This window comes from Streptomyces sp. NBC_01622 (genome assembly GCF_045209635.1).
In the GTDB taxonomy this organism is placed as follows: Bacteria; Actinomycetota; Actinomycetes; order Streptomycetales; family Streptomycetaceae; genus Streptomyces.
Genome location: NZ_CP109293.1, coordinates 1187341 through 1202482 on the forward strand (window position 1 = coordinate 1187341; position 15142 = coordinate 1202482).

Annotated in this window: 13 protein-coding genes; 5 read left to right on the forward strand and 8 right to left on the reverse strand. The window is 71.6% G+C overall.

Annotated features, from left to right (window positions below; all coding sequences use genetic code 11):
- Nucleotides 1-16 precede the first annotated feature (16 nt).
- The 8 genes from OH768_RS05455 to OH768_RS05490 form a co-directional block, all read right to left on the reverse strand.
- A complete protein-coding gene (locus OH768_RS05455; RefSeq protein WP_406450592.1) occupies nt 17-1639 on the reverse strand; it encodes a protein kinase domain-containing protein in 1623 nt (540 codons plus the stop codon).
- A gap of 267 nt (nt 1640-1906) precedes the next feature.
- Nucleotides 1907-2380, reverse strand: coding sequence for a DUF4440 domain-containing protein (locus OH768_RS05460; RefSeq protein ID WP_406450594.1), 474 nt, complete (start codon nt 2378-2380; stop codon nt 1907-1909).
- Nucleotides 2381-2422: 42 nt separating this feature from the next.
- Entirely contained in the window at nt 2423-3565 is a 1143-nt protein-coding gene (locus OH768_RS05465) for a M24 family metallopeptidase (RefSeq protein WP_406450596.1), read from the reverse strand.
- A gap of 78 nt (nt 3566-3643) precedes the next feature.
- Complete coding sequence (locus OH768_RS05470; protein WP_406450598.1) at nt 3644-4594, reverse strand: oligopeptide/dipeptide ABC transporter ATP-binding protein; 951 nt, start codon at nt 4592-4594, stop codon at nt 3644-3646.
- Nucleotides 4591-5376, reverse strand: coding sequence for an ABC transporter ATP-binding protein (locus OH768_RS05475; RefSeq protein WP_406450600.1), 786 nt, complete (start codon nt 5374-5376; stop codon nt 4591-4593). The genes OH768_RS05470 and OH768_RS05475 overlap by 4 nt, the downstream gene beginning before the upstream one ends.
- Complete coding sequence (locus tag OH768_RS05480; protein ID WP_406450602.1) at nt 5373-6239, reverse strand: ABC transporter permease; 867 nt, start codon at nt 6237-6239, stop codon at nt 5373-5375. The genes OH768_RS05475 and OH768_RS05480 overlap by 4 nt, the downstream gene beginning before the upstream one ends.
- Nucleotides 6236-7345, reverse strand: a complete 1110-nt coding sequence (locus OH768_RS05485) for an ABC transporter permease (protein ID WP_406450604.1) — start codon at nt 7343-7345, stop codon at nt 6236-6238. Before OH768_RS05485 ends, OH768_RS05480 begins: the two co-directional genes overlap by 4 nt.
- Complete coding sequence (locus OH768_RS05490) at nt 7320-8906, reverse strand: ABC transporter substrate-binding protein (protein WP_406450606.1); 1587 nt, start codon at nt 8904-8906, stop codon at nt 7320-7322. Before OH768_RS05490 ends, OH768_RS05485 begins: the two co-directional genes overlap by 26 nt.
- A 161-nt stretch (nt 8907-9067) precedes the next feature.
- On the opposite strand from OH768_RS05490, the gene OH768_RS05495 reads away from it, so the two are divergent.
- From OH768_RS05495 to OH768_RS05515, 5 genes are all read left to right on the forward strand, one after another.
- Nucleotides 9068-9715: an Lrp/AsnC family transcriptional regulator gene (locus tag OH768_RS05495; RefSeq protein WP_406450608.1), complete on the forward strand. Its 648-nt coding sequence runs from the start codon at nt 9068-9070 to the stop codon at nt 9713-9715.
- A 73-nt stretch (nt 9716-9788) separates the two neighbouring features.
- Nucleotides 9789-11879, forward strand: coding sequence for an NAD-dependent DNA ligase LigA (ligA, locus tag OH768_RS05500; protein ID WP_406450610.1), 2091 nt, complete (start codon nt 9789-9791; stop codon nt 11877-11879).
- A gap of 172 nt (nt 11880-12051) precedes the next feature.
- The gene (locus OH768_RS05505) at nt 12052-12600 is read left to right on the forward strand and encodes a hypothetical protein (protein WP_406450612.1); all 549 of its coding nucleotides are present in this window, start codon (nt 12052-12054) and stop codon (nt 12598-12600) included.
- A gap of 108 nt (nt 12601-12708) precedes the next feature.
- On the forward strand, nt 12709-13569 hold the full coding sequence (locus tag OH768_RS05510; protein WP_406450614.1) for a PaaX family transcriptional regulator C-terminal domain-containing protein: 861 nt from the start codon (nt 12709-12711) through the stop codon (nt 13567-13569).
- A gap of 170 nt (nt 13570-13739) precedes the next feature.
- On the forward strand, nt 13740-15089 hold the full coding sequence (locus tag OH768_RS05515) for an alpha/beta hydrolase (protein WP_406450616.1): 1350 nt from the start codon (nt 13740-13742) through the stop codon (nt 15087-15089).
- The last annotated feature ends 53 nt before the right edge of the window (nt 15090-15142 follow it).

The window sequence follows — 15142 nt, forward strand, 5'->3', positions numbered from 1 at the left end:
CGGATCCACCGTGCCCTCAATGCGCGGTATTGGTCTGCCATACGACCCCGCCGTCGGTCGCGATGACCATGTTGCCGTCCTCCAGCACCTTGAGGGTCGCCCCGGCGGCGCCCCCTGTGTTGCTGGCCCACAGCGGCTGCGTCTGGGCGTTGTAGACCACCAGGTTGCCGTCCGCCTGGAACACCGCCGTGTTCCCCTCGCCCTCGGTCTGGCTCGCCCAATGCGCGGTGCCGTCCTTGTCGTAGAGCACCAGGTTGCCGTCCGTCTGCATGATCAGCTTCGAACGCACCGTCTCCACGAACTTCCCGGGCTCGAACGTGAAGGGCGGCTTCACCACCACGGCATCGGCCAGGTTGCCCGCACCCGTGCCGGACGCGGAGGGAGAAGCCGTCGCTCCGCTCGCGGACGGACTGGCCGACGTGTCGGTGGCCCGGCCGGAGCTCGCGGACGGTGAGGGGTGTGCGGAGGGGGACCCCTTGTCCTCGAAGACGTGGGACAGCAGCAGTGCGGCGGCGACGGCGACGACCAGCGAGGCCGCGCCGATGGCGGCCCAGAGCCCTCGGCGCCCGCGCCGGGTCCCGCCACCGTCCGGCTGCGCGGCCGGGTAGGGGCCGTAGGCATCTGCCGCGTGCGGCGGCGCGAGGGTGTCGAGGCCCGCGTCCGGTGCGAGGAGCGTGACGGCGTGGTGCTGCCGGGCACCGTCCAGGGTGGCCGTCACCGCGTCCGGGGCGACGGACGCCGCTCCGCCCCCGAGGTCGGCGACGGTCGCGGCACGCTCCTGGTCCGTCAAGGAGCCTACGGCGAGGGCGCGTTGGTAGGCGGGATGGTGGACGAGGTCCGCCTCGGCCCGGCTGAGTTCGATGATGCGCTGCGGCGTGGGGCGCTGCGCGGGATCGCTGCGCACGCAGGCCTCGATCAGCTCGGCGACGCCGGGGTCCACACCCCGCAGGTCGATCTCCCCGTGCACCGAACGGTAGGACACGGCCGCGAACGGCCCGTCCCCGTAAGGCGGTCGGCCGGTGACGGCGAACGCCAGGGTGGCCCCGAGGGCGAACACGTCCGCCTCCGGACCGGTACGGCCGCCGGTGAAGGTCTCCGGCGCGATGTATCCGGGACTGCCCATCGCACTGCCGACCTGCGTGAGGTTGGACGCGTCGGTGGACCTGGCGATGCCGAAGTCGATCAGTTGTGGGCCGGTGGCGGAGAGGATGACGTTGTGCGGCTTGAGGTCCCGGTGCCACACACCGCGTACATGGATGGCCTCCAGCCCCTCGGCCAGGGCGGCCAGCATGACCCGGGCCAGGTCCGCGGGGAGCGGTCCGCCGCTCACGACGGCGGCGTGCAGGGTGGGCCCCGGCACGTACTCGGTGGCCAGCCAGTACGGCGGTGTGTCCAGCTCCGCGTCGATGAGCGAGGCCGTGTACGCGCTGCGGACCGTGCCCAGGGTCTCCACCTCGCGGCGGAACCGGCTCAGGGCGTGCTCGTCGTGCCGGAGGTGGTCGTTGATCACCTTCACGGCGGCGGGACGGCCACCGGGCGACCGGGCGAGGTACACCTTCCCCATCCCGCCTTCGCCGAGTCTGCCGACCAGACGGTAGCGGCCTATGTGCGAGGGGTCGGAGCCATCGAGCGAAAGCACGGAACATGTCCTCCTTGAGCGGGCCCGACGATCACCGGGTCCACCGTGAGGTCGACTCGGCCGGGCTCCGATCCGACATACTAGGGGTGCGATCGCCGACGTCAGGCCAACTAGGGCCTGTCCGGCGGATCCTGTCGCAGACGCGGGGGCCGGCACGCACTCCCCCACTGCCCTAAAGGCGTGGGGGACCCCCAGCCGCGTTGTCGTCGGTCGCCGGAGTTGATGAGGCACCGATGCTCACCTGCGACCTGATCCGCCGGACAGGCCCTAGCTTCCATCGGCCGCCAGTTGCCCGTGGATGTCCTCGTGCAGATGCACGACGAGCCAGTGTCCGTCGGGACCGGCCCGCCGTAGGACCGCCGTGATGCGGGCCAGTTCCGGCGGCGCCGCACGGTAGTCGACCCGTAGCCAGTAGCGGGCCACCGCCAAGTCCCCGAAGACGTCGACGACTTGGTCGTAGGCCGTGAGGCCGGTCTCGTCGGGGCCTCCCTCGGAGGTGGGGCGGCTGTCCCGGACGTGGTTCAACTCCGTTCTGCCGCGGATGAGTTCGCGGGTCGCCGAGTCCCAGATGGTGGCTTCGGGGTCGAGGAAGGAGTCGATGCGCTCCCGGTCGCCCGCGGTGTAGCCCTCGTACATTCCGGTGATCACCGTCCACACCTCGGCCAGTTCGGCGGGCGCGCCACCCGGGCGGGCACCGCCGTCGGCGGCGGGACGGGCGAAGGGGGGCGGTGCAGCGGGCATGGCGGATCCTCGGGGTGGGTGACTGGTGGAACGGGGCGGCGATCAGGGGAGTACGACCAGGTCCCGCGGCCTGCGGTTGAGGCGTTCGCCGCGCGTGTCGGCGCAGATCACGATGTCCTCGATCCGCGCTCCGTACCGGCCGGGCAGATAGATGCCGGGTTCGACGGAGAAGGCCATGCCGGGCGCGAGCGGGAGCGGGTTGCCGGCCACGATGTACGGCTCCTCGTGGCTCTCCAGTCCGATGCCGTGTCCGGTGCGGTGGATGAAGTGCGGCCCGTATCCGGCGTCGGTGATGATGTCCCGTCCCACGGCGTCGAGTTGACCGGCCGTCAGACCCGGCCGTACGGCGTCGGTCTGGGCGCGTTGGGCGCGCAGCAGCACGTCGTGGAGGCGGCGGAACTCGGCGGGCGGCTCACCGACCGCGTATACGCGCGTGGAGTCGGAGCAGTAGCCGTCCCGGGTCGTACCGCCGATGTCGACGACCACCGGGTCGCCGGGGCGGATCACGCGGTCGGAGAGTTCGTGGTGCGGGCTGGCGCTGTTGGGGCCGGAGCCGACGATGACGAAGTCGGCCCGCACATGGCCTTCGGCGACGACGGCTTCCGCGATGTCCCGGCCGACCTCGCGCTCGGTGCGTCCGGCCCGCAGCCACTCCCCCATGCGGGCGTGCACCCGGTCGATGGCGGCACCGGCCCGGCGCAGGGCGTCGGCCTCCTGCGGGGTCTTGCGCATCCGCAACCCGTTGAGCACCCCTCCGGCCAACTCCTGTTCCGCGCCCGGCAGTACGGCACGGAAGGCGAGGGTCTTCTCCGCCCACATGCGGTTGTCGACGCCGACGCGGGCCGTCCGTGCGGGCAGCCGGGCCGCTACGAGCGCGTACGGGTCGTCGGTCTCGTGCCAGCCGGTGATCTCGATGCCCAGGCCGCCGGCCGGGGACGCCCGCGCGGCGGGTTCCTCCAGCGCCGGGACGAGCAGGAAGGGGTCGTCTTCGGCCGGCAGGACCAGACAGGTCAGCCGCTCCAGCGGCAGGGCGTCGTAGCCGGTCAGATAGCGCAGGTCCGCCCCGGGCGAGATCAGCAGGGCGTCAAGACCCGTCCCGGCCGTGGCCTCCCGGGCCCGGTGGAGGCGGTCGGCCGGGTACAGGGGCCGGAGCGCGGGTTCGGCGGGGTGGTCGTCGTCGGACATCGGTTCTCCGTGAGGTGTCGTGGGAGTCGGCGAGGGTGGTGCCCCGCTCCGGCGGACCACCGTCCGGCGCGGCACGGCTCAGGCGGCGTACAGCCGGCAGGCCACGCCCCCGGCGATCAGCTGCGGTTCCTCGCGGTCGCAGCCGTCGAAGGCCTGGGGGCAGCGCGGGTGGAAGCGGCAGCCGCTCGGCGGGGCGGCGGGGTCGGGGACGTCCCCGGGGAGTTCGGCGGGCAGCACACCCGCTCCGTCCGGCTTCGGTACGGCGGCCAGCAGCGCCCGGGTGTACGGGTGCCGCGGGTCGGCCCAGACCTCGGCGGTGGGGCCGGTCTCCACGATCCGCCCGAGATACATGACCGCGATCCGGTCCGCGATCAGCCGTACGACGGACAGGTCATGGCTGATGAAGAGCAGCCCGGCACCCGACTCGACGGCCAACGACCGCATCAGCGTGGCCACTTGGAGCTGGGCGGAGGCGTCGAGCGCGGAGATCGGTTCGTCGCCGACAAGCAGTCGGGGGCGGGCGGCGAGCGCGCGGGCGATGGCGATGCGCTGCCGCTGGCCGCCGGAGAACTCCTGCGGATAGCGCTCGGCGGCCTCCGCCGATAGCCCGACCCGGGTCAGCAGGCCCTCCGGGGTCGCCCCGTCTGCCACTTCCCCCCGCCCGGTCGCGGTACGGATGCCGTCGGCGATCTGCGCGCCCACCCGGCGCCGGGGGTTGAGGGAGCCGTACGGGTCCTGGAAGACCATCTGGACGCCGGTGAGGGCCGGATCGCGGCGGCGGACGCGCAGCGGGCGTACCTGTGTGCCGTCGTAGGTGATCCGCCCTTCCGCGGCCGGGGTGAGGCCGCAGACCGCGCGGGCCAGGGTGGACTTGCCGCAGCCCGACTCGCCGACCAGGCCCACGACTTCGCCCGCCCGCACCTGGAGGCTGACCCCGGCGACGGCGCGGGTGGGCGAGGCGCCCGGCCGGTGGTACTGGACCACGAGGTCGTCGACCGAGAGGAGAGGGGCCGTCGGGTCGGGGGTCATACGGTGCTCCTTCCGGGGAGCGCGTCCAGGAGCTGACGGGTGTACTCGTGCCGCGGCTCGGTGAGGACCCGGCCGCGCGGACCGCTCTCCACGACAAGGCCGTGGCGCATCACGCTCACCTCGTCGGCGATAGCGGACATCACACCCAGGTCGTGGGTCACCAGCAGGACGGCGAGACCGAGTTCGTCGCAGAGCCCGCGCAACAGCCGCAGTACGCCTGCCTGCACCGTCACGTCGAGCGCGGTGGTCGGCTCGTCGGCGATCAGCACCTTCGGTTCGCAGGCCAGCGCGATGGCGATCGCGATGCGCTGCCGCATCCCGCCGGAGAACTGATGCGGGTAACGTCCCAGCGCCTCAAGGGGGTTGGGGATGCGCACCTGCGTCAGCAGCTCGGCGGCCCGGTCCTTCGCGGCCTTGCGGTTCAGCTTCAGGTGGTGGCGCAGGTGGTCGGTGAGCTGGTGTCCGATGCCGAGCATCGGGTGCAGGCTGGTGGACGGGTCCTGGAACACCATGCTCACCGATCGGCCGCGCAGCGCGGCCAGTTGACGGGGCGGGAGGGTCAGCAGGTCGGTGCCCTCCAGCTCGATCCGGCCACCGGTACGGGCACCCGGCGGCAGCAGACCGAGCGCCGCAAGGCCGGTCATGGTCTTGCCCGAGCCGCTCTCCCCAGCGAGTCCGTGCACCTGACCGGGCCGCACCGCGAGGTCGACACCGCCGAGGATGCGACGGCCGCCCAGGTCGAGGGTGAGGCCGCTGATCTCCAGCACATTGCCGGCGGTCATCCGACACGCTCCTTCTCCGCGCCGATCGTGCGCGCCGTGCCCGGGTCGAGGGCGTCCCGGAGCGTGTCGCCGAGGAAGTTGAAGGCGAGCACGACGGTGAGGATGGCCAGTCCCGGGAAGACCCCGATCCACCACTTGTCGAACTGCTGGGTGCCGTCCGCCACCATCGCGCCCCACTCGGCGGTCGGCGGCTTCGCACCGAGCCCCAGGAAGGACAGCCCGGACAGCAGCAGCGTCGCCGTACCGATGTCGAGAGTGGCCAGGACGAGCAGCGGCCCGAGCACGTTGGGCAGGATGTCCACACGCAGCGACCGCCAGGCGGAGAAGCCCAACAGCCGTCCGCTGAGCACGAATTCACGGTTCCTGAGGCCCATGACCAGACCCCGGGTGACGCGTGCGTACGACGGCCAGGACACCACCAGGACGGCCAGCACCGCGTTCTGCAGGCTGGCGCCGAGCGCGGCGGCGACCACCATCGCCAGGATGACGGTGGGGAAGGCGAACACCAGGTCCGCGATCCGCATCACGGTCTCGTCCACCCACCGCCCGAAGAACCCGGCGCAGGCTCCCAACCCCCCGCCGACCAGCAGGGACATGGCCACCAGCAGGAGGGCGAGGGGGATGGAGACGCGGGCGCCGTACAGCACCCGGCTCAGCACGTCCCGGCCCAACTCGTCGGTGCCGAACCAGTGTCCGGCGCCGGGGGCGGCCAGCCGGGGCAGGTTCTGAGCGAGGGGGTCGTGCGGGGCGAGCAGCGGGGCGGCGACCACGATCAGCAGCCAGAACACCGCGACCAGGCCGCCGGTGACGGCGAGGGGGCGGCGCCATGCGGGCGGCAGCCGTTTCAACAGATTGAGCCTCACTGCACCCTCACCCTCGGGTCGATCACGCCGTACAGGACGTCCACGGCGAGGTTGACGGTCAGGTACACCAGGCCGACGACGAGTCCGACGCCCATGACGGCGGGCAGGTCGAGGGTGGTCGCGCTGCGGTAGGCGTAGGCGCCCAGGCCCGGCCAGGCGAAGATCGACTCGACCAGGACGGTCCCCGAGAGCAGGGCGCCGAAGGCCAGTCCGGCGACCGTGACGACGGGGACGAGGGCCGCGCGCAGGACGTACTGGAAGAGGACGGTCCGGCCGGGCAGGCCCTTGGCGCGGGCCGCGCGGACGTAGTCCTGGTTCAGGACTTCCAGGACGGCGGAGCGGGTGAAGCGGGTGAGCAGGCCGACGGTGTACGCCGTCAACACCAGTGCGGGCAGGGCGAGATGGCCCACCGCGTTCCAGAACACCGGCCACTGGCCCGCGAGTGCCGCGTCGACCGTGTAGAGGCCGGTGACGTGCGGTGGGGCGGTCATGCCGGGGTCGAGGCGACCGCTGCCCGGGGCCCAGCCGAGGCGGTAGAAGAAGATGTAGAAGGCGAGCAGCGCCAGCCAGAAGGTCGGCACCGACACGCCCAACAGGCTGATGACACGCAGGAGTTGGTCGGTGAAGCGGTCCCGGCGCAGCGCCGCCACGACACCGAACGCCACGCCCACGATCAGCGAGACGACGATCGCGGCCCCGGCCAGTTCCAGGGTGGCGGGGACGGCGGTGGACAGGTCGGTGAGGACCGACTGATGGCTCTGCTGGGACTCGCCGAGGTCGCCGTGGAGGAGGTTGCCGAGGTAGGTGACGTACTGGACCGGCAGTGGCTTGTCGAGGCCGTAGTGGTGGCGGAACTGCGCGACGATCGCCGGGTCGCCGATCGCCCGCTGGCCGAGGTTGGCCGCCGCCGGGTCGCCCGGGACGAGGTTGGTGAGGACGAACGTCACCAGGGTCACGCCGACGGCGAGCAGGACGGCGGTGGCGGTACGGCGGAGGAGGAAGCGGGCGAGGGGGTGACGGGCGAGGAGACGGCGGCGGACGCGAGGCCGTCCACCGTCTCCGCCGCCACCGCCCGCTTCCTTACTTGGCGCCCAGCGCGGCGACATCGATCGTCCATACGGGGTTGTAGGCGACGCCGGTGACGGACGCGGCGTAGACCGTGTTGCGGCTCGGCTGCATCAGCGGGATGAAGGGGCCGTCGGCGTTCAGCTTGGTCTGGATCTGCTCGTACAGCGTCTTGCGGGTGTCGTCGCCGATCGTGGTGGCGGCCGTGTCGCCGAGCGCGGTGAGGGCGGAGTCGGCGCCGGCCTTCCAGCCCGCGCGCAGGCCGACCAGGTTGCCGGGCAGGAAGGTCAGGTAGTCGCTGGGGTCCGGGTAGTCCGGGCCCCAGTACCAGAGTCCCAACTGCTCTTTGCCGTTGCGGTAGTTGTCCAGCTCCGTGGTGGTCGGCGCGGGGGCCAGCGTGACCGTGATGCCGACCTCCTTCAGCTGGGCCTGGACCCGTTCGGCGAGGGTCTGCAGGGACAGTCCGTCGACGGTCAGGTCGCTGGCGTAGCCGAGGGTCACGGACGGCTTGGCGATCCCGCTCGCCTTGAGGGCCGCCTTCGCCCCGGCGAGGTCGCGGCCGGCGGCCTCGGAGGCGGGCAGCGCGCCGAGGAAGGTCGACGGGATGATCCCGGCGGGCTGGACGGAGCCGCTGCCGGCGAGCGAGAGCAGGCTCTTGTAGTCGATGCCCTTGCGCACCGCCTCCGCGAACTTGGCGTTGGCCGTCGTGGAGCTGACCTTGGTGTTCCGGTTGAGCAGCAGGAAGATCACGTCCGAGGACGCGCCGCTGTCCACCTTGAGTCCCCCGGCGAGCCCGCTGACCTGGTCGGAGGTGAGGTCGAGGGCGATCTGGCTGTCGCCGCGCTGCACGTTCAGCTTCTGGGTGGGGGCCTGGACGTTGCGGATGACGATCTTGTCGTAGGACGGTTTGTCCGTACCCGTGTACTTGGGGTTCTTCGTCAGGACGACCTGGGTGTTGGTGTTGAACGAGGTCAGCGTGTACGGGCCGGAGCCGGCCGACGTGGTGTTGAGGTACTTCTCCGCCCCGTCCGTCGAGCTCGCCGAGCCGCCGTGGGCCTGGACCGTCTTGGCGCTGAGGATGCCGAGCGCGGGGTTGGGGAGGATGAAGGGCAGGGCGGGGTTGGCCTTCTTCGACACCAGGGTGACCGTCGAGGCGTCCGTCTTGGTGACCGTGACGCCGTCGAGCAGGAACGACGGGTTGCCCTTGAGCGCGATCACCCGGTTCAGCGAGAAGACGACGTCGTCGGCGGTGACCGCGCTGCCGTCCGCGAACTTCGCGCCCGTCCGCAGGTGCAGCGTGAGCGTCTTGCCGTCCGCGGACTGCTCGTACGAGGAGGCCAGCCCCGGCACCGGCTTGGTGACGTCGGAGCCCTTGAAGGTCAGCAGCGTCTCGTAGAGCGCCTTGTCCACGATCTGCCCGGTCGGCTCGAACTCACGACCCGGGTCGGCGGTCTTCAGATTGAACGACGTGTCTACGACCAGGGTCTTGCCGGCCGAGGAGCCGGAGGCGCTCGTACCGCCGGAGCAGGCGCTCAGGGCGAGCGCGGCGACCGCGACGAGGGAGAGTGCCACCGGGTAGGACCCGGCACTGGATCTGGGCATGCGTGCCTCCGTGAGCAGGGCGGAGCGGAAGAAGGCCGGGCGGGACCGGACGGACGCCGGGAGGGGACCTGGACGATTCGCCGATAGTGTGGGCCGAAACTAACCAGGACTCTCGGCCGACGGGACCAGCACGAGACGAAAATCGACGGAGAGGCGCGAACATGGAAGATCAGTCCACCCTGGAGCCCTCGGATGAACGGCGCTCTGGACGGATCGGCATCGGTCTTGGTCTGGATTCGGTGCATTTCAAAATCCTCGACGTCCTGCGCACCCAGGGCCGCATCTCGGTCGCGGCCCTCGCGGAACGCGTCGGTGTCTCCCGAGCGAACGCCTACACCCGCCTCGAGGCGCTGCGTGCCGACGGTGTCATCAACGGCTTCAGCGCCCGCGTCGACCACACCCGGGTCGGTCTGGAGATCTGCGCCCTGATCTTCGTCACGGTCCGCCAGGAGCTGTGGAAACAGTTCCGTACGGCGCTCGCCCAGATGCCGGAGGTGGAGTACTGCGCCGTCACCACCGGCCAGCACGACGCCATGATCCAGATCCGGGTGGCCGACGTCACCGCCGTGCACCGCCTGGTCACCGACCGGCTGTCCACGATTCCCGCGGTCCGCGCCACCGAGACGGTGATCATCCTGGACGAGGTGCTCCGCCGCCCCTACGTCCTGCCGTCCGCACCCCGCTCCAGCGAGACGGCGGCCGGCACTCCCCAGGACTCCGCTGCCACGAGCCAGTTCGGCATGACCCGCTTCATCCGCGCCGCGGAGGGCCGGGCCGACCTCCAGCGCACGTCCGAGCCGGAGGACTGACGGGCACCGGACTCCGTGCCCCCTGCCGCTCGCGCCCGGGGCATTGTCAGTGGTGGCAGGCAGGATGAACGTCATGACTACACCAGCTGCAGTGATCGTGGATGCCGCCGGCTACGCACAGGCGGTCGAGGACGCGGTGAAGGCTTCGGCCGCCTACTACACCGGCGGCACCTCGGTGCTGGACGACGACTCCTACGACCGGCTGGTGCGCGGCATCGCCGCATGGGAGGCCGGCCATCCCGACCAGGTGCTGCCCGACTCCCCGTCGGGAAAGGTCGCCGGCGGCGCGGTCGAGGGCGACGTCCCGCACACGGTGGCGATGCTGAGCCTGGACAATGTGTTCTCCCCCGAGGAGTTCACCGCCTGGACCGGCTCGCTGGCCCGAAGAACCGGCCACGAGGTCACGCGGTTCAGTGTGGAGCCGAAGCTCGACGGTCTGGCGATCGCGGCCCGCTACACCGACGGCCGTCTCACCCGGCTGATCACCCGCGGCGACGGGACGGCCGGGGAGGACGTGTCCCACGCGATCGGCACCATCGAGGGCCTGCCCGCCGAGCTGACCGAGCCGGTCACCGTCGAGGTGCGCGGAGAAGTCCTGATGACCACCGCCCAGTTCGAGCACGCCAACGAGATCCGCACCGCGCACGACGGGCAGCCGTTCGCCAATCCGCGCGGCGCGTCGGCGGGCACGCTGCGCGCCAAGGAACGCGCCTACACCGTGCCGATGACGTTCTTCGGCTACGGACTGCTGTCCCTCGCCGATACGGAGGCGGGGCTCGCGGAGCAACTGGGCGAGCTCGCGCACAGCGAACTCATGGACCGGACAGCCGTGTTGGGCATCAACACCACCGCCACCACACCCGTGCCCGGCATCACCGCCGACACGGTCGAGGAGGTGCTGACCAGGGTGCGGGAGATCGCCGCGCTGCGGGCCGGGCTGCCGTTCGGGATCGACGGGATCGTCATCAAGGCCGACCTCGCCGCCGACCAGCGCGCCGCCGGATCGGGCTCGCGGGCCCCGCGCTGGGCGATCGCCTACAAGCTCCCCGCGGTGGAGAAGATCACCCGGCTGCTGGAGGTGGAGTGGAACGTGGGCCGCACCGGCATCATCGCCCCGCGTGCCGTCCTGGAACCGGTGGAGATCGACGGGGCCACCATCACCTACGCCACCCTGCACAACCCGGGCGACATCACCCGCCGCGACCTGCGCCTGGGCGACCACGTCATGGTTCACCGGGCCGGCGACGTCATCCCCCGCGTCGAAGCGCCCGTCGCGCATCTGCGTACCGGCGACGAACAGCCCATCGTCTTCCCCGAGGTGTGCCCACGCTGCGGTTCCGGCATCGACACCAGCGAACTGCGCTGGCGCTGCGAGCAGGGCCGCAACTGCCATCTGGTCGCCGCCCTGTCCTACGCCGCCGGCCGCGACCAGCTCGACATCGAGGGCCTGGGCCACACCCGCGTCGTCCAGCTCGTCGAAGCGGGCCTGGTCGCCGATCTCGCCGACGTGTTCGCCCTGACCCGCGACCAACTCCTGGGCCTGGAGCGGATGGGCGAGACCAGCACGGACAACCTCCTCGCCGCGATCGTCACGGCCAAGGGCCAGCCGCTGTCCCGGGTGCTGTGCGCGCTCGGGGTGCGCGGCACCGGCCGGTCCATGTCCCGCCGTATCGCCCGCCACTTCGCCACCATGGACAATATCCGCGCCGCCGACGCGGAGGCGATGCAGCGGGTGGAGGGCATCGGCACCGAGAAGGCACCCTCGATCGTCGCCGAACTCGTCGAACTCGCCCCGCTCATCGACAAGTTGGCCGCCGCCGGGGTCAACATGACCGAACCCGGCGCGACCCCGCCCGCACCCGCGACGGACGACGCCGGGACCGACGGCGTGGAAGCCTCGGACGCGGCCGACGGGCCGCTGGCCGGGATGACCGTGGTCGTCACCGGCGCGATGACCGGCCCCCTGGAGAAGCTCAGCCGCAACCAGATGAACGAACTCGTCGAGCGCGCCGGTGGCCGCTCCTCCTCCAGTGTCTCCAAGAAGACCACCCTGGTCGTCGCCGGCGACAACGCGGGTTCCAAGCGCGCCAAGGCCGAGACCCTCGGCATCCGCCTCGCCACCCCCGACGAGTTCGCGACCCTGATCGCCGACTACCTCGACTGAGGCTGTCCGTACGGGGATTGCGCAGAGGCGACCGCCCTCCGCAGGCCACCGCGTACGGCCCCGGCTGGTCTCCCCCGTCCAGCCGGGGCCTCTTTCACTCCCGGGAGCGGCCTCCCGCACTCCGCGACAAGGGCAGAATGGACGCCACACAGCCGCTGCGGATGGGGAGTTCATGGACACGCGTACGTTCGACGCGCTGACGGAGTCGATGAAGAGCGCGTACGTCGCGGGTCTCAGCGAAGGCACCGTGCCCCGCCCGGTCATCATGCCGCTCGTACGCGGCGAGTTGGTCGGCCTGATCTGGCTGCGCCCGGTCGAACCCGGCCGGGACGCCCTCACCGCGATCGCGTCGCTCTCGAACATCGCCGCGGCGGCCGGCGCCGACGAGATCGTCCTCGCCTGGGAGACCCACAACGTGGCCACCGTCTGCGAACTTCCCGTCGAGGGCCCGTCGCCCTGCCTCAACATGGTGCACGCCACGAAGGACGGCCACACGCTCCACCAGTTCCCCTACACCGAGGACCCGGCATCGGCCACACCGGACTGGCAGCCGGCCCCGGCTCCCCAGCCCGACGGCAAGCTGGTACCGCCCGTGCAGGCCGCGGTCGACTATGCCTTCACCCCCCTCGATCTGGACCACCCCTCCCCGTTCGGCGTCACGGTCGTCCTGATGGAAGAGGACGGCTACAACCTGCGCCTGACGGAGGCGTTCGCCTTCTGACGGCCTCGGAGCCGGTCACGCCATCATTCGGCACGTTGCAAACTGCCGTTACAGACATGACACAGTTCATGGCGCAACGGCACCGCACGCCCGCCCCGGGCCTACGCTGTGCCGGTGACCAGTGTCGATGTCGCCGTCGGACCCGCCGCCGAGAGCGGTCCCGAGCCGCGCACCCAGTCCCTGATGCTGACCTTCTTCGGCGCCCATGTGCTGGGGCGGCCCATCGCCGTGTCGTCGGGCAGCGTGATCGCCGCGCTCGGCAGGCTGGGCAGTACCGAGGAGGCGGTGCGCACCACCCTGAACCGCATGGTCAAACGCGACCTGCTGGAGCGCAGCCGCCAGGGCCGCAAGACGTACTTCGGACTGACACCGCACGCCGTCCAGGTACTGACGGACGGCCGCGACCGCATCTGGCGCACCGGCGCGGTGAACCGGGACTGGGACGGCCGCTGGACGATGGTCGGCTTCTCACTGCCCGAGGCGTGGAGCCGCGAGCGGCACGATCTGCGCTCCCGGCTGATCTGGGCGGGCTTCGGCCCCCTGCAGAACGGCCTGTGGGTGGCCCCGGCGCCCGTCGACGTCCGCGAGATGGTCGCGGGCCTCGGCCTGGAGCCGTATCTGCGGGTGTTCCGGGCGGAGGTGGAGTCGCCGACCGACGTCCGCGAGGTGCTTGAGCAGGCCTTCGACGTGCCGGCCATCGGCGCGCGCTACCGGGCGTTCCTGGAGCGCTGGGACCGCACCGACCCGCTGCCCGCGGCAGCCTCCGGCGACGAACTCGCGGGCCAACTCCTGCTGCACACCGACTGGTTGGACCTCGTACGGCGGGACCCGCATCTGCCCTCCGAACACCTGCCCGCGGACTGGCCGGCCGCCCAGGCGGAGACCGTGTTCCGCGGCCTGGCGAGCCGCTGGGACCGCCCGGCGGCACGCGCCGCCGCACGTCTGCTGGACACCCTGACGCTGGACTGATCCCGGCTCGCACCGGATCCGGCATGTCCCCATGCGGACACGTCCACCTCATTATTGGTCAGTCTCTTGACGGCAATGAAAAAAGAGCCCTACATTCGCAGCGCTCTTCCAGCTCGGCCTTCCCGCCCGCTCCCCCACTAGGTCCCCACTCGACCCGCGGAGCCGCCGTCATGCCCCGACCCCGTCTCACGACCCTCGCCGCAGCCTGCGCGACCGCCCTCGCGACCGCCCTGCTCGGCCCGGTGACCAGCGCCCATGCCACCACCGCCCACTACTCCGGCACGCTGACCGACGGCGCCACCTGGATCGCGGACACACCCGACCACTGGAACGGCACCCTGCTGCTGTTCAGCCACGGCTTCGGCCCTACGACCGCTGCCGACGCCCCGTCGCCCGCGGTGGCCCAGGCCCTGCTGGCCGCCGGTTATGCCCTCGCCGGCTCCTCCTACGACCCCAGCGGCTCGATGTGGGCGCTCGACTCGGCCGAGCGGGACCAGTTCGCCGCGCTCACCGCGTTCCGCCGACAGGTCGGCACCCCGACCCGGGTCATCTCGGTGGGCCAGTCGATGGGCGGCCTCGTCAACGCCCGGATCGCCCGGGACGGCGCCGGACGCGTCGACGGTGCGCTCGGCCTGTGCGGCCTGGTCGCGGGCGGTGTCGACCTGGACAACTACCAGCTGGACGCGGAGTACACCCTGGCCACGTTCTTCGATCCCGCCGACGCCGACGTCCTGGTGAACCTGGACAGCCAGGCCGACGGCGGCGCCCTCGCCGACCGCCTCACCAAGGCCGTGGAATCGGCGCAGCAGACTCCGGCGGGACGAGCCCGGATCGCCCTGGCCGCCGCCTACCTCAACCTGACCGACTGGGCACCCGGCCAACAGCCGCCCGCGCGCGGTGACTTCGCGGGCCAGGAGCAGCAGCAGTACGCGTGGCTGGCTCAGGGTCTGCTCGGGTTCATCGTCCCGGCGCGCTGGTCGGTGGAGCAGTCGGCCGGCGGCAACACGTCCTGGAACCAGGGCGTCGACTACGCCGGGCTGCTGCGCGGGTCCGCCCACGCCAAGCAGGTCGAGGCGCTGTACCGCGACGCCGGGCTCGACCTGCGCACCGATCTGAATCGGCTCACCCGTGGTGCGGACATCACGGCCGACCCGGCCGCGGTGGCCCGTCTGAAGCGGACCTCGACCGCCGGGCAGAGCCTGGCCGTACCACTCCTGGACATCCACACCACGGCCGACCAACTGGTGCCCGTGGAACAGGAATCGGCCTTCGCCGGGCGGGTGCGCGCGGCCGGCGACTCCGCACTCCTGCGCCAGGCCTATGTGGCCCGTCAGAGCCACTGCAACTTCACCACCGCCGAAGTGGTCGCCGGTCTGCACGCGGTGGAACACCGGCTGGACACCGGGCACTGGGACGACGCCGCCTCCGCCGCCCAACTCCAGCGCAGTGCCGACGAGTTGGGCCTCGACGGCGCCGCCTTCACCGACTACCGGCCAAGCCGTCTGACCGGCACGCGCTGATACCGAAACGCCCGCCCCGCATCTCCGTCCCGCACTCCCGTCCCGTCCTGCAT

Excerpts from the sequence above, each read along its gene's own strand:
- OH768_RS05460 (WP_406450594.1), bottom strand. The coding sequence starts at position 2,380 with ATGCCCGCTGCACCGCCCCCCTTCGCCCGTCCCGCCGCCGACGGCGGT.
- OH768_RS05465 (WP_406450596.1), bottom strand. The coding sequence starts at position 3,565 with ATGTCCGACGACGACCACCCCGCCGAACCCGCGCTCCGGCCCCTGTAC.
- OH768_RS05470 (WP_406450598.1), bottom strand. The coding sequence starts at position 4,594 with ATGACCCCCGACCCGACGGCCCCTCTCCTCTCGGTCGACGACCTCGTG.
- OH768_RS05475 (WP_406450600.1), bottom strand. The coding sequence starts at position 5,376 with ATGACCGCCGGCAATGTGCTGGAGATCAGCGGCCTCACCCTCGACCTG.
- OH768_RS05485 (WP_406450604.1), bottom strand. The coding sequence starts at position 7,345 with ATGTCGCCGCGCTGGGCGCCAAGTAAGGAAGCGGGCGGTGGCGGCGGA.
- OH768_RS05490 (WP_406450606.1), bottom strand. The coding sequence starts at position 8,906 with ATGCCCAGATCCAGTGCCGGGTCCTACCCGGTGGCACTCTCCCTCGTC.
- OH768_RS05495 (WP_406450608.1), top strand. The coding sequence starts at position 9,068 with ATGGAAGATCAGTCCACCCTGGAGCCCTCGGATGAACGGCGCTCTGGA.
- ligA (WP_406450610.1), top strand. The coding sequence starts at position 9,789 with ATGACTACACCAGCTGCAGTGATCGTGGATGCCGCCGGCTACGCACAG.
- OH768_RS05505 (WP_406450612.1), top strand. The coding sequence starts at position 12,052 with ATGGACACGCGTACGTTCGACGCGCTGACGGAGTCGATGAAGAGCGCG.
- OH768_RS05515 (WP_406450616.1), top strand. The coding sequence starts at position 13,740 with ATGCCCCGACCCCGTCTCACGACCCTCGCCGCAGCCTGCGCGACCGCC.